General features: G+C 36.6%; 22 protein-coding genes and 1 pseudogene. 15 read left to right on the top strand and 8 right to left on the bottom strand.

What is annotated here, in order from left to right; translation table 11 throughout:
- Positions 1–217: 217 nt before the first annotated feature.
- The 3 genes from HED61_RS11385 to HED61_RS11375 are packed head-to-tail and all read right to left on the bottom strand — an operon-like array spanning position 218 to position 2,616.
- Positions 218–886 carry a hypothetical protein gene (locus tag HED61_RS11385; protein WP_219645047.1) on the bottom strand — a complete coding sequence of 223 codons (669 nt, stop codon included), beginning with the start codon at positions 884–886 and terminating at the stop codon, positions 218–220.
- Positions 887–1,372: a nucleoside 2-deoxyribosyltransferase gene (locus HED61_RS11380; protein WP_113849648.1), complete on the bottom strand. Its 486-nt coding sequence runs from the start codon at positions 1,370–1,372 to the stop codon at positions 887–889.
- A 29-nt stretch (positions 1,373–1,401) separates the two neighbouring features.
- Entirely contained in the window at positions 1,402–2,616 is a 1,215-nt protein-coding gene (locus HED61_RS11375; protein WP_005471423.1) for a GNAT family N-acetyltransferase, read from the bottom strand.
- A gap of 145 nt (positions 2,617–2,761) precedes the next feature.
- Here HED61_RS11375 and lepA point away from each other — a divergent pair, with 145 nt between their 5' ends.
- Positions 2,762–4,597: a translation elongation factor 4 gene (gene lepA, locus HED61_RS11370; protein ID WP_003126516.1), complete on the top strand. Its 1,836-nt coding sequence runs from the start codon at positions 2,762–2,764 to the stop codon at positions 4,595–4,597.
- Positions 4,598–5,112: 515 nt separating this feature from the next.
- On the opposite strand, the gene HED61_RS11360 is transcribed toward lepA, so the two are convergent.
- Complete coding sequence (locus tag HED61_RS11360) at positions 5,113–5,997, bottom strand: hypothetical protein (protein ID WP_176333566.1); 885 nt, start codon at positions 5,995–5,997, stop codon at positions 5,113–5,115.
- 128 nt (positions 5,998–6,125) lie between these two features.
- On the opposite strand from HED61_RS11360, the gene HED61_RS17015 reads away from it, so the two are divergent.
- The 3 genes from HED61_RS17015 (at position 6,126) to HED61_RS11345 (ending at position 7,054) form a co-directional block, all read left to right on the top strand.
- Positions 6,126–6,278: a peptidoglycan amidohydrolase family protein gene (locus tag HED61_RS17015; protein WP_176333567.1), complete on the top strand. Its 153-nt coding sequence runs from the start codon at positions 6,126–6,128 to the stop codon at positions 6,276–6,278.
- On the top strand, positions 6,275–6,715 hold the full coding sequence (locus HED61_RS11350) for a peptidoglycan-binding domain-containing protein (protein ID WP_176333568.1): 441 nt from the start codon (positions 6,275–6,277) through the stop codon (positions 6,713–6,715). Before HED61_RS17015 ends, HED61_RS11350 begins: the two co-directional genes overlap by 4 nt.
- A gap of 156 nt (positions 6,716–6,871) precedes the next feature.
- Positions 6,872–7,054, top strand: coding sequence for a hypothetical protein (locus HED61_RS11345; RefSeq protein WP_103300809.1), 183 nt, complete (start codon positions 6,872–6,874; stop codon positions 7,052–7,054).
- Positions 7,055–7,080: 26 nt separating this feature from the next.
- Here HED61_RS11345 and HED61_RS11340 read toward each other — a convergent pair whose 3' ends face one another.
- A complete protein-coding gene (locus HED61_RS11340) occupies positions 7,081–7,635 on the bottom strand; it encodes a hypothetical protein (RefSeq protein ID WP_176333569.1) in 555 nt (184 codons plus the stop codon).
- Positions 7,636–8,428: 793 nt separating this feature from the next.
- Complete coding sequence (locus HED61_RS11335; protein ID WP_230322254.1) at positions 8,429–8,560, bottom strand: hypothetical protein; 132 nt, start codon at positions 8,558–8,560, stop codon at positions 8,429–8,431.
- Positions 8,561–8,684: 124 nt separating this feature from the next.
- Here HED61_RS11335 and HED61_RS11330 point away from each other — a divergent pair.
- Positions 8,685–8,804 (top strand): annotated as a pseudogene (locus HED61_RS11330) (site-specific recombinase); the annotation flags it as partial.
- A 448-nt stretch (positions 8,805–9,252) separates the two neighbouring features.
- The gene (locus HED61_RS17055) at positions 9,253–9,843 is read left to right on the top strand and encodes a peptidoglycan-binding domain-containing protein (protein WP_234981389.1); all 591 of its coding nucleotides are present in this window, start codon (positions 9,253–9,255) and stop codon (positions 9,841–9,843) included.
- A 113-nt stretch (positions 9,844–9,956) separates the two neighbouring features.
- Here HED61_RS17055 and HED61_RS11320 read toward each other — a convergent pair whose 3' ends face one another.
- Together HED61_RS11320 and HED61_RS11315 are read right to left on the bottom strand one after the other, a co-directional pair.
- A complete protein-coding gene (locus HED61_RS11320; protein ID WP_113849652.1) occupies positions 9,957–10,451 on the bottom strand; it encodes a hypothetical protein in 495 nt (164 codons plus the stop codon).
- A 20-nt stretch (positions 10,452–10,471) separates the two neighbouring features.
- Complete coding sequence (locus HED61_RS11315) at positions 10,472–11,590, bottom strand: hypothetical protein (protein WP_219645360.1); 1,119 nt, start codon at positions 11,588–11,590, stop codon at positions 10,472–10,474.
- Between the two features lie 970 nt (positions 11,591–12,560).
- Between HED61_RS11315 and HED61_RS11310 the strand changes: the two genes are divergently transcribed.
- From HED61_RS11310 to HED61_RS11270, 9 genes are all read left to right on the top strand, one after another.
- Positions 12,561–12,962, top strand: a complete 402-nt coding sequence (locus HED61_RS11310; RefSeq protein WP_234981388.1) for a YoaK family protein — start codon at positions 12,561–12,563, stop codon at positions 12,960–12,962.
- On the top strand, positions 12,949–13,248 hold the full coding sequence (locus HED61_RS11305) for a DUF1275 family protein (RefSeq protein WP_234981387.1): 300 nt from the start codon (positions 12,949–12,951) through the stop codon (positions 13,246–13,248). The genes HED61_RS11310 and HED61_RS11305 overlap by 14 nt, the downstream gene beginning before the upstream one ends.
- Positions 13,249–14,324: 1,076 nt before the next feature.
- Complete coding sequence (locus tag HED61_RS11300; protein ID WP_113849654.1) at positions 14,325–15,197, top strand: lytic exoenzyme target recognition domain-containing protein; 873 nt, start codon at positions 14,325–14,327, stop codon at positions 15,195–15,197.
- Positions 15,184–16,131, top strand: coding sequence for a Cof-type HAD-IIB family hydrolase (locus tag HED61_RS11295; protein WP_234981386.1), 948 nt, complete (start codon positions 15,184–15,186; stop codon positions 16,129–16,131). The genes HED61_RS11300 and HED61_RS11295 overlap by 14 nt, the downstream gene beginning before the upstream one ends.
- 234 nt (positions 16,132–16,365) lie before the next feature.
- Positions 16,366–16,782 (top strand): PTS sugar transporter subunit IIA domain-containing protein, encoded by a 417-nt coding sequence (locus HED61_RS11290; protein WP_219645359.1) that lies wholly within the window; start codon positions 16,366–16,368, stop codon positions 16,780–16,782.
- A gap of 32 nt (positions 16,783–16,814) precedes the next feature.
- The gene (locus tag HED61_RS11285; protein WP_138371924.1) at positions 16,815–17,306 is read left to right on the top strand and encodes a PTS system mannose/fructose/N-acetylgalactosamine-transporter subunit IIB; all 492 of its coding nucleotides are present in this window, start codon (positions 16,815–16,817) and stop codon (positions 17,304–17,306) included.
- 12 nt (positions 17,307–17,318) lie between these two features.
- Positions 17,319–18,128 (top strand): PTS mannose/fructose/sorbose/N-acetylgalactosamine transporter subunit IIC, encoded by an 810-nt coding sequence (locus HED61_RS11280; protein WP_113849656.1) that lies wholly within the window; start codon positions 17,319–17,321, stop codon positions 18,126–18,128.
- Positions 18,125–18,952, top strand: coding sequence for a PTS system mannose/fructose/sorbose family transporter subunit IID (locus HED61_RS11275; protein WP_060814759.1), 828 nt, complete (start codon positions 18,125–18,127; stop codon positions 18,950–18,952). Before HED61_RS11280 ends, HED61_RS11275 begins: the two co-directional genes overlap by 4 nt.
- Positions 18,946–19,650: an HAD family hydrolase gene (locus tag HED61_RS11270; RefSeq protein WP_103300815.1), complete on the top strand. Its 705-nt coding sequence runs from the start codon at positions 18,946–18,948 to the stop codon at positions 19,648–19,650. The genes HED61_RS11275 and HED61_RS11270 overlap by 7 nt, the downstream gene beginning before the upstream one ends.
- The last annotated feature ends 52 nt before the right edge of the window (positions 19,651–19,702 follow it).

Raw genomic sequence — 19,702 nt, 5'->3', positions numbered from 1 at the left:
ATTTCAGGCAATTCTTTTTGCAATTATTGGTATAAAGAGGACTCGTCCAATAACATAAATTATTAAATAACGTTTATTCCTTTATTAATGAAAGCGGGTTCAATGAATTTGGGAGATTTTTGCTAAAAAAAGATCATTGTCAAAATTAGTTTTTGCGAAATCATTCGGATAAAAAACTGTCTGAACTAATTTTATTAGTTCAGACAGTTGATAAAAATCACTGTTCAATTTTTTTGATACGATAGCTTTCAAAATAATCAGGCTTGCCTCGCCCTTGGAAGTAAGCAATCAATCCCATCAATACAGCTCCGATCGTGTTGGTCAAAAGATCACCCATCGTATCCATCAATGCCTCGCGGCCAATGAATGGGGTGCCTTCTAGCGTCGCATAGCGCTGCAGATTCATTCCACCAAGCGAATCGCAGATAAACTCCCAGAACTCCCAAAAAACACCACACAGGCCTGCAAAAGCAAATCCCATCAGAAGAAAAAGCCATGGAGAAACTTTTCGTACTGGAACATCTTTTAGGAACATACAGATCAGCCCATAACCAACTGCTGTCAGAACCATCGGACTAACTGTGTGCAGTACTTTATCCCAGAAGGAAATAATTTCAATCAGATGCAAAATCGTTCCCATAAAGACCGAGATCAACAGAAAGAACCAATAAAAGTAAATAGTCGCATTGGGAAGTTGAATACGGAACAGCTTTTTACTGAATTCAGGTACATAGATCAACAAAATACCTAGTAATGCTTGAACTAGAAAAATCAGTGCTTGCTGTTTAGGATAGACACCTTGAAAGAATTCCCAAACAGAAAATGCGAAAACAAGGAAGCCAAATAGTGTAAATAGTTTTAATAAACGTTTATAATTACCACCCATTTATTGTTCCTCCCCGAGATAGGCAGCCAAGCCTTCTAGTAAAGCAGTTTCTGAAGAATAGATCTCTCCATTCAGTTTGATCAAACCGACTGTATAGAGATTCAAATAATGAAACTGATTTTCGGCTACAGTTTTCAGTGCAGTAATCTTTTGCTGATTATCTGCTCCTTGTTGGCGACTGTCTGTATATAGCCCCAAGACAGGGATTTCTTTGGCAAAAGCCACGCCGATTTCTGAAGCTACGCCTGGATCGATCGTTAGACCATCTAATAATGCAATCATTAGGTCACTTTCCAATACTTTTTCTGTATCAGCTTGAGCTATCATTTTACTATCAGCATAAGCAGACTTATCATTAATGGATGCATTTTCTTGTGGCAAATAGATATCTGCTTGTGGATAGGTGCTTCGGATTTGATTGACTAGATCGGCATTATAAAGCAGATCACTTTTAGCAAAGAGGGGGGCTGCAAAGTAAATATTCATTTTCATTCTCCTTCATTTTATCAACATGATTAAAAATAGTCGCCAAAATAAGCTTCCATATCAGGAATAATAGTCTCCAATAACTGTAACGTATCCGAATCGGTATGGAGACGCTCGATTCGAGCCAAATACGCAGGTCTTCGATAATTCATCAGTACGCAAGTTAACGTTTGGATATCTAATTGGACCGCTTTTCCGATCGGATCATTCGAAACGATGACTTCACCTTTAGCATAGTTCAATCCAAAAATACCATTATTCCATTCAGCAACAGGATCGGAGACAACGAAATGAAAAGGCTGATCGAATGCTTTAAAGGGGAATTTTTTCAAAAACTCTGTTACGTCAACGATGCGTGCCATATAGTAAGGTTCGATCGTTTCTTTGATTTGGCTGTCTTCCAACAAGAAAGCCAAAGGTTCATTTTTATAAATATCGCCTTTGACCCAGTAGACCATAGAGAAATGAGCCGAGATAAAGTTCCATAATCCATTGCGGGCTTCTTGATTCAAGTAAAACATTTCTTTTACGTGAAAGACTTCTTCGGCGACCCAATAAAAAAGCACACCAGTGGGGTGACCACTTTTATTATAATAGACAGCTGCTGTTCGGCTTTCTTCGTTTTCGTAGCGCCAGTATTCTTCCCAGTGAAAAGCGGTCCGCTGTAATGCGCCATGATTTTCTCTTGAAAATTGATTATAGACAGTAAAAACGTCAGGATCATCTACCTCTTTTCGTTCAACGATCCCTGGAACTTCCACCGTTTTTGGTAACTGGGTATCACGTATTTTGAAGGTTAATTTATCTGACATCATCTCCCAGCCCTTACGACGATAATAAGGGACATTATAAGGATAGAGATAAGAGATCCATTGCTGATCTGCTCGCATCGTTTCAAGAGCGAGTTTGATCAAGTCTTTCATCAGTCCATGTCCCGCATATTCAGGGTAAGTTCCGACACCGGTCACGCCGCCCATTTTGTAAAGAGTTCCATGAATGTTCACTTCACAGGGATAGACAGCAATTTGTGAAACAAGCTGATCACCGTTGAACCACCCGAACACTTTAGATAATTCCAAGATTGGTCGTTTTGATTTGATCATTTCACGCTTGCTTTCATAACCGCTTTCCTCGATGTCCGACTCAGTGATTTGAAAAACATAGCTTAGAAGCTCATTGAACTGATCGACATCTTTTTCTTCTACTGGTCGAATATGCAAATCTTGATGAAAATTATTGTCCATTCTTTCAACTCCAATTTATTTACTAGCTATAGTATAGCAAAACCTGAACAAATTTGTTTAGATATCGGTCAAGAAAAATACTTTAATTATCAGCATTTCGTTGGTATAATAGAAAAGCTGACTAAAAGAAATGAGGAACGTATCCATGAATATAGAAGAAATGAAAAAACGACAGGAAAAGATTCGTAACTTTTCCATTATCGCTCATATTGACCACGGAAAGTCTACGCTAGCCGATCGGATTTTGGAACAAACTCATACGGTAACGTCCAGAGAAATGCAAAATCAATTATTAGACTCCATGGACTTAGAACGGGAACGGGGAATCACCATTAAATTGAATGCGGTTGAGTTGAATTATACCGCAAAAGATGGTGAAACCTATATTTTCCATCTGATCGACACACCAGGACACGTGGATTTCACTTATGAAGTATCGCGGAGTTTGGCTGCGTGTGAAGGTGCTGTATTGGTTGTGGATGCAGCTCAAGGGATTGAAGCTCAAACATTAGCCAATGTTTATTTGGCTCTGGACAACGACTTAGAGATCTTACCAGTCATCAATAAAATCGATCTGCCAGCAGCAGACCCAGAACGAGTACGTACAGAAATCGAAGACGTTATCGGTATTGATGCAAGTGAAGCGGTTTTAGCTAGTGCCAAAGCCGGAATTGGCATCGAAGATATCTTAGAACAAATTGTCGAATATGTACCGGCACCAGCTGGAGATATTGAAGCGCCATTGAAAGCATTGATCTTTGATTCTGTCTACGATTCTTATCGAGGGGTTGTTCTGAACGTCCGTATCATGGATGGGATGGTCAAACCTGGGGATAAAATTCAAATGATGAGTAATGGAAAAACCTTTGATGTCACCGAAGTTGGGGTGTTTTCACCTAAAGCGATCCAACGGGATGCATTGATGGTGGGAGATGTTGGTTATATCACAGCAGCTATCAAAACAGTGAAAGATACACAAGTAGGGGATACTGTGACACTAGCAAATAATCCAGCCCAAGAAGCTTTGGAAGGGTATCGTCAAATGAATCCAATGGTGTATTGTGGACTCTATCCAATCGATACTTCTCGTTACAATGATCTGCGGGAAGCATTAGAGAAGCTGCAATTGAATGATGCGGCACTCCAATTCGAGCCTGAAACTTCTCAAGCGCTAGGCTTTGGTTTCCGTTGTGGTTTCCTAGGTCTCTTGCATATGGATGTTGTTCAAGAGCGTTTAGAACGTGAGTTCAATTTGGAATTGATCACGACAGCGCCTTCTGTTATCTATCATGTCAACAAGACAGACGGAACAACCGTGACAGTCGATAATCCAGCAGATTTCCCTGAACCAGGTACTATTGAAAATGTCGAAGAACCTTTTGTCAAAGCACAAATCATGGTACCAAATGACTATGTAGGTGCAGTTATGGAACTCTCACAGCGTAAGCGGGGAGATTTTGTCACCATGGACTATCTAGATGATTATCGGGTCAATGTCGTCTATGAAATTCCATTATCTGAAATCGTCTTTGATTTCTTTGACAAACTGAAATCCAGCACAAAAGGTTACGCATCACTGGATTATGAAATGTCCGGTTACCGTACCAGCAAGTTAGTTAAAATGGACATCTTGTTGAACGCTGAAAAAGTCGATGCATTAAGCTTTATTGTTCACCGAGATTTTGCCTACGAACGCGGAAAAGCCATCGTAGAAAAATTGAAAAAACTCATCCCGCGTCAACAATTCGAAGTACCGATACAAGCAGCGATCGGCCAAAAAATCGTGGCTCGCTCCGATATCAAGGCTCTGCGCAAAAATGTTTTAGCGAAATGTTATGGTGGGGATGTTTCTCGTAAACGGAAACTCCTAGAGAAACAAAAAGAAGGTAAGAAACGCATGAAACAAATCGGTTCAGTAGAAGTTCCGCAGGAAGCCTTCATGGCCGTTCTGAAAATGGACGAGGATGAACCGAAGAAATAGCAAGGGATTTTTGAAAATGAATTAAGTTTTTCATGTCCAAAGATATATTTTGTCTACCATTTGCCTACGATTAGATTAGCTCGTAGGCAAATTTTTTTTACTTTATTTGCTGACCATTTAATAGAGTTAGGTGTAACTTGTTCACCATTTCCATTGTGCAAACAAATGACGTCAGCAGGAATTCAGAAGCTTGTAAAATAATTAGGGAAGCGAGCAGGAGTAGTAAACGTCCAGCCTCATAGTTTCAGACGTACTGCGGCAACTTTAGCAAGAAGACATGGAATACAGACTGAGACACAAAAGAACATAGAGAACAACTAAACTATTTAATTGGTACAATTAATATGTGGGCTTATATGCCAGAAAGATTTTCACCATCCATGTATGAGTCTCTTAACCTTTGTGAAGGTAAGTACAAAGTTTATCTGTATTCAACAAATCTGATTTGAAGATTCAATCAAAATGTTATTTTATGCCGATTCATTTATCCACCGAAATAGTTGACTTTGAAGCGGTCATAAAATAATGGACCCTAACCAGGTAGAGAATAATGCAGTTATCCATTCAGAATCTTTTCTTCTGTTATCAAATGGAGTATAGCCGTTATAAGAATAGTTATAATCAGTTTTCCATCCGCCAGAAGATGTTTGTTTTTTTCGGAGCACTTCCAACAGTGGGGAAACTTCTGGGCGATTAAAACTATTTGTTTTACTGACTATATAAACAAGATCCGTAAAGGAGAGCATATAACTTTGAGGAAACATAATGTCGGTAATATGAGCACTAATCGGTTGACGATTACTTAGGCGTTGGAACATATTGTGCTGTAACATATATTCTAATCCGATATGAATTAAATGATTTACCTCTTTATCTGGAACAGGAGAAAATTCAAGATAGGTATTTAATGCTCGAATTGTTTTACCTATACCAATATAACAAGGAACATTCTTCATACATCCGCCATGTTTACAAATACCACTGTAGGGCCAAGTAGTTTTCGTAACACGATCAAAAACTTGATAGTTTTTAATCCAATAAAGCGCATTTTGAGCCTCTGTAGATTGATGTAAACCAAGTCGGCAGTAAGCTTCAAAAATCATTGCATTGTAACAAGGAACAATATCATTAATTGATCCGGTGTAAGAAAAACCTTTGTCAGTGGATAAATTTTTATTAATAAAGAGCATTAAGTTTTGTGTGTGTTCTAGGTAAATTGAATTCGGTATTTCTGCTATTCCGATTAAATTCCAGATATAACTCAATAGATTTTTATGTTCAATACTCGTCAACTTTTCAATAAGCTTTGAGTCTGTTAATAGACGCATCACTTCTATATGAGTTTGGTTTTTGAGTAAATTTTTTTCTTTAAGCAATCGAAGTTTTAATGCAGTATCCATTCTTTACACCTGCTTTTTACTTAAATTATAGCAAATAAAAGATGTTTTAAAAGTCAGTTATCCGACGAAATAAAAAACTACATTCTAGTATCCAGGCTGAAACGTGTGAAACAGAAACGCTATTTGCCATGAATGGAACAGTGCTCAAAAAAATTAGTCGTGCAGAAGTGAGAAGAGGGGATATCTTTATCGTCGGAACTCCTGGGGCTTCTCATGGATCAGAAGGGCATACCGGTATTATTGGAACGGAATCCATACTGATAGTCATGATTCATACATGAGCACTCGATTAACGCATCATTTCTATCGAATTGTTACGATCGGCAATTCTGATGCAAATATTGACAACAGTGCTCAAATGATTAAATTGGCAATCGATGAGCAATGGGGACCACTTGTCACTCTACGTTTGCAAGAATACTACAATACAACTAGAGATAAAGTGATTAGTCATCAATACAAACAAAAGTACAATCAAAATATCTATTCCGCAGAATTTGATACTACTTTGATCGGATCCGACGTGATTCGTGCAATCCAGATGGGTCTCAAAGCAAGAGAATATTATTCTGGTGTAATTGATGGTCTATGTGGTGAAGCAACAATCAAAGCGATGCAAAAAGCATTAGGAACAACGGTTGATGGTATTATCAGTCCGCAATCCGATATGGTTAAGGCATTACAGAGAGCATTGAATAGCAATAAACTTCCATGGTAAACAAATAGCCCGCTTCGGCGGTCAATACATATGTTGCAGTAAAAAAACAAATCGTATATTAAATAAAAATTAATTTGAGAAAAATTTACTATTAATTTTTATATATTTCTTATAGACTAAAATAAAAAGATTCCATAAACAATTGGAGGGTTAAGAATGCTAATAATCATTTCTATTATATCCATTTTAGTAGCGGCTGTTTTAGCTTATTTTTTCTATGGTATTTTTGCAGTTCATATTGGTGAGATGCTAAGAATAAAAAAAGAAACAGGAATTCCGGTAACGGAGCAATTAAAAATTTTTTATTCACAATTAAAAGACAAAATAAAAAAGCAGTGATTTTCACTGCTTTTTTAGACTGTAGACTAAAAGCCTCTTCCTCCACCACCCATTTGGGTCCGACTAGATATAATTCTCCAAGGCTTAGTACCAATTTCCCATTGATGACCACGGTTGCCATTTACGGATTTTAATTGATTATGCATTCCATTTGCCACCATTGCATCCAAAGGGAGTCCTACAACTGCTCCATAAGCTTGGATAGCATAAATAGCTGCTCGTCCACCATACTTCCATGTTTTTACTATTGCTGAGTTTACTCCAATTGATATTCTTGTTTCTTTGCCAACCTTATAAGTTTTGATCCAAGAGCTACCTGTACGGAGCATATCTTGTCTTAGAGCGGCTTTGTATTTATCTTCGCCTAAAATACTCTTCACATTTATACCTGCAGATTCTGCTGCGTGGAATGCTTGTTGATTTGAGATGAAATAAAATTGTACATCTGTTTCTTCAACTTGTGCAGAAGTTGCTTGTTGAGCAGGGGGCACAGTAGTTGCTTTTGCTACACTAGGACCTGACAATAAAAAAGTTGAAAGGAGCGTGAAAATAGAAAAAGTGGTGACTGACAGTTTCTTCATAAAAATACCCTCTTTCTTTATTTTATTAGTACAAATATATTATAAAACGATGTAGATGTAAAATAAACGGCTAAAAACATGAATACAATATTTATTTATTGATTTATTAGTAGTGTCTTTAATCCTCATACAATTATATCTGCTATAGGAAGCCTAGGAAAACGCTTGTTTTCGAGGCTTCCTTTTGGTTTAATTTATTTAGCAGATATGAATCAGAAGAGGCGGAGTTTATGTAAAATATTATACAAGAAAGCACAATAAGAAATTTACCACAGTTTGATCCGAACACTAAATACTGGCTTGTAAGAGGCGAAGGCGGAATATTTTATGATGACTTTCTTATCAATAACTATATTGCGATAGGATGGAACGAAATTTCTGCAGAAGAAGTTGATCAGAACGTTTGGAATTCAGATACAATTAGGGCTAAATTGATAAGTGAAAATGGACTTGTGTTCAACTCTAGAAACAAAAGAAAAATGGGATCTGCTGCTAAGCAAATGATTAAGTTTCAAAATGAAATAAGGCCCGGACATATAATTTTAGTACCCTCGCAAAATTCCGAAAGATTTTCTGTAGGGGAAGTCGTGGGGGAAGTCTATTCTGAAGAAAAAGAATAGAAACTGCTTGCTTGTCCCTACGTAAAAAGAAGAAAAATAAAATGGATCGGTAAATTCAACAGATTTAAAGCAGATCCATTATTGCAAAAGGTAGTTTACGCTGCGCATACTGTATCTGATATTACACAATATAAAAGCTACATAAATAGAGCAACTTTTGATACTAGCGATTCTTAGAAGAGATCAACTGTCTCGCTTTTCATTTGTTTTGTAACGTGTACATATTTATCTAAAGTGGGTGAGATTCTTGAATGACCCAATTGCTTTTGAACAGCTTTCGGCTTTGTTCCTACTTTTAATAGCATAGTCGCATGAGTGTGTCTCAATGAATGATAATGGAAATCGAGAGCCAAATTTTTTTGACTTTATTTGCTGACCATTTAATAGAGTAAGGTGTAACTGGTTCACCATTTTCCTTTGTGCAACCAAATGACGTCAGCAGGAATTCAGAAGCTTGTAAAACGGTTAGGGGAGCGAGCAGGAGTAACAAACGTCCATGCTCATAGGTTCAGACGTACTACAGCAACTTTAGCAAGAATGCGTGGAATTCCGAATTTACGAGAACCCCACACTACTAAAACAAGCCGATGAATCGTAGACAATCCATTATTATAATTGACTGTTTTTGAGCTAAGTTAACTATCCTATACAATTACTGATAAGCAACAGGCTATGTTTCGCTAATTTGGGACAGGTCTAGTCGGTAAAGCTAGACCCAAAGACTTGCCAGACGAAGTCACACCAATTTATTCGCAAACAGCATGGTTTATACCAGCTCAAGATGTTGCGGTTGACTTGAAAGCTATATACGGTATTCCTCATGTAATTGTCCAAGGTACAGACTTCTATATTACCAAGTGACAGCCAACAGGTCCGTTCTTTTATCCTTCTTTGATGGATTTGATCGGTGAAGCGCCAGAAGTATACAAAGAGCATGCACAACGGAAGTTAATGGAATTAAAGTGTTAAAACGTGTGAAACAGAAACGCTATTTGCCATGAATGGAACAGTGCTCAAAAAAATTAGTCGTGCAGAAGTGAGAAGAGGGGGATATCTTTATCGTCGGAACTCCTGGGGCTTCTCATGGATCAGAAGGGCATACCGGTATTATTGGAACGGAATCCATACTGATAGTCATGATTCATACATGAGCACTCGATTAACGCATCATTTCTATCGAATTGTTACGATCGGCAATTTTGATGCAAACACTGACAACAGCACACAAATGATTAAATTGGCAATCGATGAGCAATGGGGACCACTTGTCACTCTACGTTTGCAAGAATACTACAATACAACTAGAGATAAAGTGATTAGTCATCAATACAAACAAAAGTACAATCAAAATATCTTTTCCGCAGAATTTGATACTACTTTGATCGGATCCGACATGATTCGTCCAATCCAGATGGGCCTCAAAGCAAGAGAATATTATTCTGGTGTAATTGATGGTCTATGTGGTGAAGCAACAATCAAAGCGATGCAAAAAGCATTAGGAATTACGGTTGACGGTACTATCAGTCCTGTTTCTAATATGGTTAAGGCCTTGCAACGAGCACTGAACAACAATAAGTTGCCATGGTAAACAAATAGCCCGCTCTTGTTGAGGGGGCTTGTACATAGATAACAAAGACAGTATTAAAACAGGCATTTTTTAGTTGTAAAATTGAGTTAGCACGCGAAGGATAAGCTGGATTTTTATTCTTCTGGGTAATCGAAGGGAATATTTGGATAAGCAAAATTTTCCCTAATTATTTTTTTGTTTCCCGTAGCATCTCCAGCTATCTCGTATACAAAACTTATTGTTTTTCTATTTGAATTATAGGAAAAGGTATAAATTAATTCGCAGTCTTCTAATTTAGGAGTGTAATTACTAGGTACTATTTCTTCGTTGTAGAATTTACCTGTCTCTTTGATTTTTTGTTTCCAAGTTTCATAATCTGATTTTGTGGTGATCTCCTCTTGAAATCCGTCAATAGAAAGGAGTCCGATGGAGTATTGTTCTCCATTCAAAATAATTATTTCATCATCAGGTATATTTATAGATTGGATATAATGAGCAATCTCCTCCTTACCTTTTGCCTCAATCGTTAACCCTTTTATAAAGAAAAATAACAGTAAACTAATGAATAAGATAAACGGAAAGAGTATTATTAGTATAAGCCACTTTGATTTTTTCCATATTCTTTTCATTCTAAGTCCTCCACTATAATCTAATAACTGCCCACTTTGTAAGGTTTGTACGAACTAGTAAATAAGTTAGGTAAAGCGCTTGGTGCAATAAAAGCAAGTCCTGATGCATATCCTTGTACGACAGGAGCGTTGCCACTGCCATACCAATACGCTTGAAAAACTAGTTTGGAACAATAGTTTGGATTGGTACTAAGTGTACCTGATCTAAGTAAATAATCGATTTTGCGATTTTTTTTGTAACCCCCTGAAGAATTCCAAAACGTTTTATCAGCATATGTTCCGCATTTATTAGCCATAGTTTTGTTAGGGACACGCCATATTTGTATAGGTTCATCTATTCTTGGTTTTACTTTTACCCCTTGTTCTCGGTTTCCCCACAACCAATTATTCTTATTGAACTGATTATTATTATTAGATATGCCTGTCAAAAACCAATTTACAGGATTATCTCCCCCAGTCATTTCAAGAATATAATTATCACTGGTCGCGATAGCAGCATGTCCAAATCCTCCACTATTCACAATAATGATGTCTCCCTTTCGAATATCACGCTTAAAACGATTGGCATTTTGTTCTTTTGTTGCTCTTTTTTCTCGCTTTGTTTCACTAGGTGAATGACCTTCACCATCTGGAAAAGCAGCATAGTTCATTATCTGAGCAAACCAGTCACTATAAGAGTGATAATCGGGAAATATATCTTTCATTTCTTCATAAGTTGTTTTATTTGCTTGATAATTTTCTTGAAAAGCTTTATAGGAATACAATTCTCGAGTAACTTTTCCTTCAGATATCCCTTTTTCATATAATTCTTTGATTTTCGTTACTTCTTGCTCTGCTAGTTCTGGCGAATTTGTTTGATCAGAATCATAGTTTACTTCGTTTTCATCTTCAATATCCCAAAGAGAAGTTTGAGATTCTTGCTCTGATGAAGCGGTCGTAGGGGGTGCTGTGTCGTATTCAAGTGAGTTTGTTACTATAGGATTAGAAATATCATTTGATGAAGCAGTTATGAAGGCGTTACTTGTATCAGTGGTAATAGGTTGATCCTTTGGATGTTCTTCTGAATAAGCGTTTACAATGAAGTTTAGACCAATGAATAACATAGAGAGAACGGAAAGACTTATAAATGATTTTTTCATTTAATTCACAACTTTCTATTTTTTAATTGTATATAAATTATTATCTGATTGGAAATTAACACTAATGGTGAAAAAAAACAACTTACGTTTTTGTCACCTGATTATTGATCAGAAGAAAAATAGTATTGTACTAAAAAACTTTTGCACTCAGAATCGAGTAGGGCCTTTCTTCATTGCTTCAAATTCAATCATAATCTTCGTTTTACTAATCACCGAATACTTCTTCGCAACAAACTACATTAGTTTTAATCATCTGTGAATTTATTTATCGATCTTTTTAATAAATAGTAATACCAAGATATCATTGGAATAAAAATAAAACTTAGTAGGTAAAAGAGGTAATTTTTTTGAATAAATAAAATAATCGTAGCAATAGAGAAGAACACTAGTAACACTAAGAATAGATTGATGGCCGTATTACATGTCTCTTAAAGTTTTTACTCATAACTTTCCTGCTTTCATTTTAGTGAAAGTATATCATTTTCCATAAATTCACTTGATGCTTTTTGAATTGTAGTGGGCTTTGTTTACAATAGAGACTTGTTAATTGATTCATATAACAAGTAATATTTTTTTAAAACATTTTTGCATACTTACTTATTGAAAACAATTTATAAAATCACTTTCATTTTATAAATAACTGGATTTTTATCAAATAAAAGTTCAAAATACTTATAGAATATAATAGGTTTTTTCATCAAAAAAGCTAGAGACTTCAGAATATTTTAGCGAAAACTCATTATTATCCCCATTTATTAACAATTCTGAGGAGTATACTGCTTCTGTTAAATGAAAACCACGAAAGAAAATTAACTGATTTCCCTAAGAATAGAGGAGAACATTTTAGCTCACATGAATGAATGCTAAGTGGATGCTTTCTTTGATGAGACAGCCTCCTAATGGTGTGTTTCTGTAGAATAGTTAAGTGTAAATCTGGTTACAAAATTTAAAAAGTGTTGAGGAGTCCACTATGCAAAAAATTTTTCCCAAAGTTCCTGCTGTTTCGAACAATAGTCGTTTGTTTGCTATTCTAATGGCTTTTTCAGGAGGAGCAATAGATGTCTATTGTCACAATTATTTCCATGGACTAGTTGCTACACAGACCGGAAATATAATATTGATGGCGTCGAATTTATCTCAAAATGATTGGCAGCAAATGCTTCCTAAAATCCTATCTATCATCATGTTCACAGTAGGTTTTTTATTAGGGATTCTTCTTAAACGGAGTAACTTCAGTGACTACTGGCGAAGTTACACCATGTTGCCTGCGATTTTATCTAGTTTTGTCATTCCATTATTACCTCAAGATCTTCAGCTTTTTAAAATTGGTATTCTTGCTTTCGGGAGTGGGTTTACTTATGCTGACGTTTAGCGGTACTCAAATTGAAGGAAATCCTTATACGATTATGATGACCTCGGGGAATTATCGTAAGATGCTTAACGAGTGGTACTTGTATTTGACCTCAAAAGATAAATCTTCCATGCAAAAACGGAATGCACACAACTATACTATAGTCGTTGTCTTTTTCATAGTTGGTGCATGTTTACTAGCCTTTATCAGCCAGTCTTTAAAAATGTATTCGATTTGGATAGTAACGATCACATTTACCATTTCTTTTTTTATTGAAATTTACCATGCCAAGAAGACGAATAAATAAAACGTCAAAGCAACATGTATGTTAAACAAGCTAAGTCTTATTTTTAAACATATGACCACTAAGTATTATTGATGAAAAGAGAAATTAGTGGATGAAATTCGTACAAAAGAACAAGTGAGATAGTTATGGCAATTGGGGAGTTTAAAAAAGCGCAAAATAATTTCTGTCTTTCTGGCTTTTCAAAAAGACTGTTGAACCAACTGATTATAAATACACTACCTAATTGATCAGATAAGGCACAAGATAATGTAATCGGGCCCGTATCAAATTTGTTAATAGGGTCTCACGAAAAGTTATATTTTTAAGTTTAATCTATTAGCTAGTGTCTCCAAGTATTTGCTTTTTGATGGATGAGCCATAGAGCCATAATAGTTTATCAGTTTTCTCTCAAAAGAGTCACATAATAACCAAAAAAGTAAATATTATTTACAGAATGATTATTGTGACTAAAAATCTCTCTTACACGGAATTAAGTAGGAGAGATTTTTACGTTCAATTCAATTTTTCCTTAGTTCGTTAATAATAGGTGATTATTACATTAATCTTTAGTATCGTTATCAAACAGTCGTCAAACTAAAGAAGTGTCATACTTCTTTAGTTTGACGACTGTTTGATAGCAAGCCGAATGATCCAGTATAAGACAAAGCCAATAAAACCATACCAAACAAAACTGAAAAGCCACATTTTGAACTTCTCCTTTTTCCTAAATTATACCACGATAAAAAATAGTCACATACAAATATTTAGAAAAGAGAAAAGAGGATAATTTGTCTTCATGTCTCTCCAAAGCACCATTGCTCATTAAAATAACTTCTCTTAAAAAAAATAATACTTAAAAATAAGGATTTTTCCATTTTGGGAAGATCTTTTTTGTCAAACAAAGCAACAAATATTCTTTTGATAATAAAATAATCTATGAATAAATTATTGATTCAAAGAAACGAGCATAGTATAATTAAGAAAATAAAAAATATATTTTTACTAATTTATTAATTGCTATTTAATCTGACTTAGGATAAGGTATTAAGCCATCATGATGGGTTTTAATATAAAGAAACGAAGGAGTGTGGAGATAGATGAACATGAAAAAATTTCGTAAGAGTCTTTTGTTTGTTGCGGGCTTATTTGTTGTTACTTTTGGTGGTCTTTTCTTCTCTGAAAATGCCTCTGCCACATCGACTTCTCAGGCAACATCCTGGGTAAATAGCTCTATTGGTAAATCTTATGATTTTGATGGCGTGTACGGGGCGCAATGCTTTGATTATATCAACAAGTATGCCTATGATCTATTTGGAACAAGTTTTTCGGGGGCTGGCGCAATTGATTTATTGAATACGGGTAATAAGAATGGTTTCAAAGTTATCAGAGATGGCGCTAATCTTTATCCTCAGACAGGAGATATTTTTATATATCAGGTATATGGCTCACCTTGGGGACATACAGGAATTGTTATTAATGCTGATAAGAATGGGATGACGGTAGCGGATCAAAACTTTAACAATGTTCAACGAGTTCAAAAGCATTATATTAAATACAATGACTCATGGGGTGTTATCAAAGGGTGGATCAGACCACCGTTCAACAATCAAAACAATCCGAATCCTACACCCAACCAAAGGCTAAAAGTTTATAAAGTAGATGATCTACAGCATATAAATGGGCTTTGGCAAATCAAATCCAATGATCTCGTACCGACTGGCTTTAATTGGACAGATAATGGGATTGCTGTAGGTGATGTGATTGAGGTTGATCGAAATGGGAACAAAACTAGCGATCAAGTGATTGAAAAAGGCAGCTATTTCGTTTTTGATTCAGCAAAAGTGATCAGTGCGACGAATGCCCAAAAAGGAACAGGTGGCTGGTTCTGGTCGAATGTTCATTTGAAAGATAGCGGGTCGATTTGGTTATCCGTATGGAATAAAAATGATTTACTCTATGGAAAAAAATAGCAAAATTAGCCGCCTTATCCTAGGCGGCTTTAAAATTTTGAAGATCATGATTAAAAATTTACGTTTGCTTATTTTTCTTGACATGGAACGCGTTTCATTGACTATAATCACCTTGAAGGGTGGTATAAAAATGACAATAAAAATGATCGCTGTTGACATGGACGGGACGTTCTTAAATGATGAAAAGAAATATAATGTCGTTCAATTCAATCAGATTTTTCAGGTCCTAGAAGAAAAGAAAATTAAATTTGTGGTAGCAAGTGGCAATCAGTATTTTCAGTTACGTTCCTTTTTTCCTTCTCATTATGAAAGAATGGCTTTTGTAGCAGAAAACGGCGCAAATATTTTAATTGGAAGGAAACATATTTATAATGCAGAAATCCCGTCTGAGAATATCAAGAATACATTGGCAATTCTTGAAAAATTACAACCGAAAAATTTGATTTTATGCGGCAAAAAAAGCGCTTATATTTCTGAAACGATATCAGACTCCGCGCTAAATGAAGCAAAATTTTATTATCCTGTACTAAAAAAAATCGCTAACCTATATGATATAGGTGATGAAGATGATGCGATTTTTAAGCTGGCTCTTTCATTTGATGAAGAGGACGCGAATGAAAAATTACACATTCTAAAAAAATCCTTAGCCGGTAGACTGATTCCAGTGTCAAGTGGACATGGAGACATCGATTTAATCCTCCCGGGAGTTCATAAATTGAACGGACTAAAAATTTTAGGAGAAAAGTGGGGAATCGGCTTAGACGAAATGGCAACATTCGGAGATAGCGGCAATGATTTAGAAATGATCAGGGGTGTCAAAAATAGTTTTGCTATGGAAAATGCGCAACAAAAGATTAAAGAAGCAGCGACAACTGTGATTGGAACGAATAACTCTGGTGCTGTTTTGGATACCATCCAATCTCTGATAAATTAGAATCAGAGACAATTTTTCTTGTTACAATCCATTCCATTTACAATAAAAAGTCATTAAGTGATACTTTTTGGGACTCAAAGTCAATGGACTAGAAGGTGAAGAAAAGTATCATGTGTTTAAAATAAAAAAAACTGTTTAAACAGACCAAAAAGGGTAAAAAGCTTGTAGTTTAGGGCTTTTTACCCTTTCCTTTTTTGGCATGAATCTTGCTTTTAATAGAGTGAGGTGAAGGATATGAAAAAAAAATTTTTAGTGGCAACACATGGAAAACTAGCCAGCGGTTTTCAAAATTCGTTGACAATATTAGCTGGTCGAGGCGCTGATCTTATCGTTGTTGATGCATATTTGACAAATGAGGATTATACGCCAATCATTACTGATTTTATCAACTCGATCAACGCTGATGAACAAGGCATTATCTTTACTGACCTGTATGGTGGTAGTGTCAATCAAACAGCGGTGACCGAGATGATGAGAAACAAGAAGGAGCAGATCTTTGTCATTTCTAACAGTAATTTGGCAATTATTTTATCACTAATTCTGACTCCTGAAAGTGAAATTTTCACTCACAATAGTATCAATGAAGCAATTAATGATTGTCAGGTTCGCTTAGTGTCCACTCAATTACCAGAGGAAGAAGCACTTTTTTAGATAAATAAGAAGAATTTATAGGAGGAAAAAAGATGATAACACAAATACGCGTAGATGATCGCCTGATCCATGGACAAGTGGCTGTCGTTTGGACAAAAGAATTGAATGCTCCCTTATTAGTTGTTGCCAACGATGAGGCAGCAAAAAATGAAGTGATGCAAATGACATTGAAAATGGCGGTGCCTAATGGAATGAAGTTATTGATTCGATCCGTCGAGGAGGCCATTCAACTATTTAATGATCCTAGAGGAGCTGATAAACGAATTTTTGTGATTGTAAACAGTGTGAAAGATGCCAACAAAATTGCTCAAAATGTTGCAACCGTTGAAACTGTAAACATTGCTAATGCTGGTCGATTCGACAAATCAGATAAAGCAACAAAGACGATGGTTTTTCCGAGTGTGCAATTAAATCCTGATGAGTTGGCTGCGGCAAGGGAATTGGTGCGTTTGGACCGTGTTACCTGTTATAACCAAGTTTTGCCGTCTAATCCGCAATTAAGTTTAAAAGATGCTTTAAAATAGGAGGGGAAAGAAATGTTAATGCATGCAACGATGGCAGCTCTGGCGGTCTTTATCTGTTTTGCCGGAAATTATTTGACTGGTCAAAGTATGTTGGAGCGCCCATTAGTGGTAGGGCTTGTAACTGGTATATTGATGGGAGATATGAAAACTGGAATTCTAATGGGTGCATCATTAGAGGCGGTCTTTTTAGGAAATGTAAATATTGGTGGGGTAATTGCTGCAGAACCGGTGACAGCGACAACGTTAGCAACAACTTTTGCAATTATTTCGAATGTGGAACAAAATGCAGCAATGACATTAGCGGTTCCTATCGGTATGCTAGCTGCATTCGTAGTGATGTTCTTAAAAAATGTATTCATGAATATCTTTGCTCCATCCTTGGATAAGGCGGCTCGCGAGGATAATCAAAGAATGATCGTGCTTTTGCATTATGGAACGTGGCTTATTTATTATTTGATTATCGCTTCTATCGCTTTTATTGGTATTTTAGTTGGCAGTGGTCCGGTCAATACATTTGTTGAAAATATTCCTCAAAATTTGATGAACGGGCTTAGTGCAGCAGGAGGTTTGTTGCCGGCTGTGGGATTTGCTATGTTGATGAAACTTTTGTGGGACAAGAAGCTGTCGGTCTTTTATATTTTAGGTTTTGTCCTAACCGCTTATTTGCAATTGCCGGCAGTTGCGGTTGCAGTTATTGGTGTAGTGATCTGCGTGGTCAGTGCGCAACGAGACTTAGAGATCCGCGACGTGAACAATGGAGGAAACAGTCGCCATGTTGGACCGATGACAAAAGCGGAAGAAGAGGAGGACTTTTTCGCATGAAATTTCAAGAGAATTTATCCAAAGAAGAAAAGAAAATGATGCGCTCCGTCTTTTGGCGTTCATGGACGATGAACGCCAGTCGTACAGGAGCAACGCAATACCACGCAGTAGGTGTGATCTATACGTTATTGCCAGTAATCAATCGTTTCTATCAATCGAAGGAAGAGCGTGCAGAGGCGATCGTCCGTCACACGACCTGGTTCAATGCAACGATGCATATCAACAATTTCATTATGGGATTAGTTGCATCTATGGAAAAACAAAATAGCGAAGATGACCAATTTGATCCGAGTTCGATCACAGCGGTAAAAGCTTCATTGATGGGACCTATTTCTGGGATCGGTGATTCTTTCTTTTGGGGCATTTTGCGGGTCATTGCAGCTGGAATCGGTATTTCACTCGCGGCGACTGGCTCACCATTAGGTGCTATCTTATTTCTAGTGATCTATAACGTTCCTGCCTTCTTGATTCACTATTATGCACTTTATAGCGGATACTCGGTTGGCGCTAGTTTTATTCAGCGGATGTATGAATCCGGTGGTATGAAGATTTTAACGAAAGCATCTAGCATGCTTGGTTTAATGATGATGGGTTCAATGACAGCATCCAACGTGAAGTTTAAAACCATTCTCGAAGTAAGCGTTGAAGGAAGTAAGGAAGCAATGAAGATCCAAGATTATTTGGATCAGTTATTTGTGGGGATTGTCCCATTAACAGTCACATTGATTGCTTTTTGGCTCTTACGGAAAAAAGTGAACGTCAACGCCGTGATGTTTGGGATTATGTTTCTTGGTATTATTTTGGGACTGTTAGGAATATGTTAGATAAGCAAGCTGTTTTTTTCGATATTGATGATACATTATTAGATAACTATTGCGCCTTCAAGGAGACGATCCAGGAATTCTTTCCTGGATCTCTGAATGAATTCGCTTTGAAACGGTTGTATCGGAACTTTCGCCAAAACAGTGAAAAGATCTATCAAAGCTACTTAGATGGAAACAGGAAGCACAAGGCTGATCGCTGGCGGTTAGTTCTTCAAACATTACAGCCAACTTCAATCGTTAATACTTCTGAGTTAGACGACTATTACCATCTACGCCAAGGAAAACAACTCCTATCAAAAGAGATGCAACTTCTTTTGCGAAGCTTAAAGAAAAGCGGAATCTTATGTGGCGTGCTGACCAATGGATTTACGTTGCAACAGCAGAATAAAATCGATCAATTGATGCTTAATCAATTTATTGATCCAAATTGGCAGTTTATCTCAGAAGAGATCGATGATGCGAAGCCCAATGTAAGCTGTTTTCAGAAAGTGGCAAAGCAATTACCAGAGCAAATACAACGAATCTATTATTTAGGAGACAGCTATTCGAATGATATTATCCCCGCTCAAATGGCAGGCTGGCGGCCAATCTGGCTAAATCGCTTTGGCGATAAGGGAGAATCAGCTATTATTCAAGCAAAAAATGCAGAAGAAGCTGTCGTTTTACTTTTGTCACAATTGCTTTCTAATCGGGTATAAATCGGGGAATCAATCAACGTTTTTAAAAAGTACAGGAATTTTTATCCCCTAA

This window comes from Enterococcus gallinarum (assembly GCF_021496385.1).
Classification (GTDB): domain Bacteria; phylum Bacillota; class Bacilli; order Lactobacillales; family Enterococcaceae; genus Enterococcus_D; species Enterococcus_D gallinarum.
The sequence above is the reverse complement of the archived record's forward strand: the minus strand, read 5'-3'. Positions and strand labels throughout refer to the sequence as shown.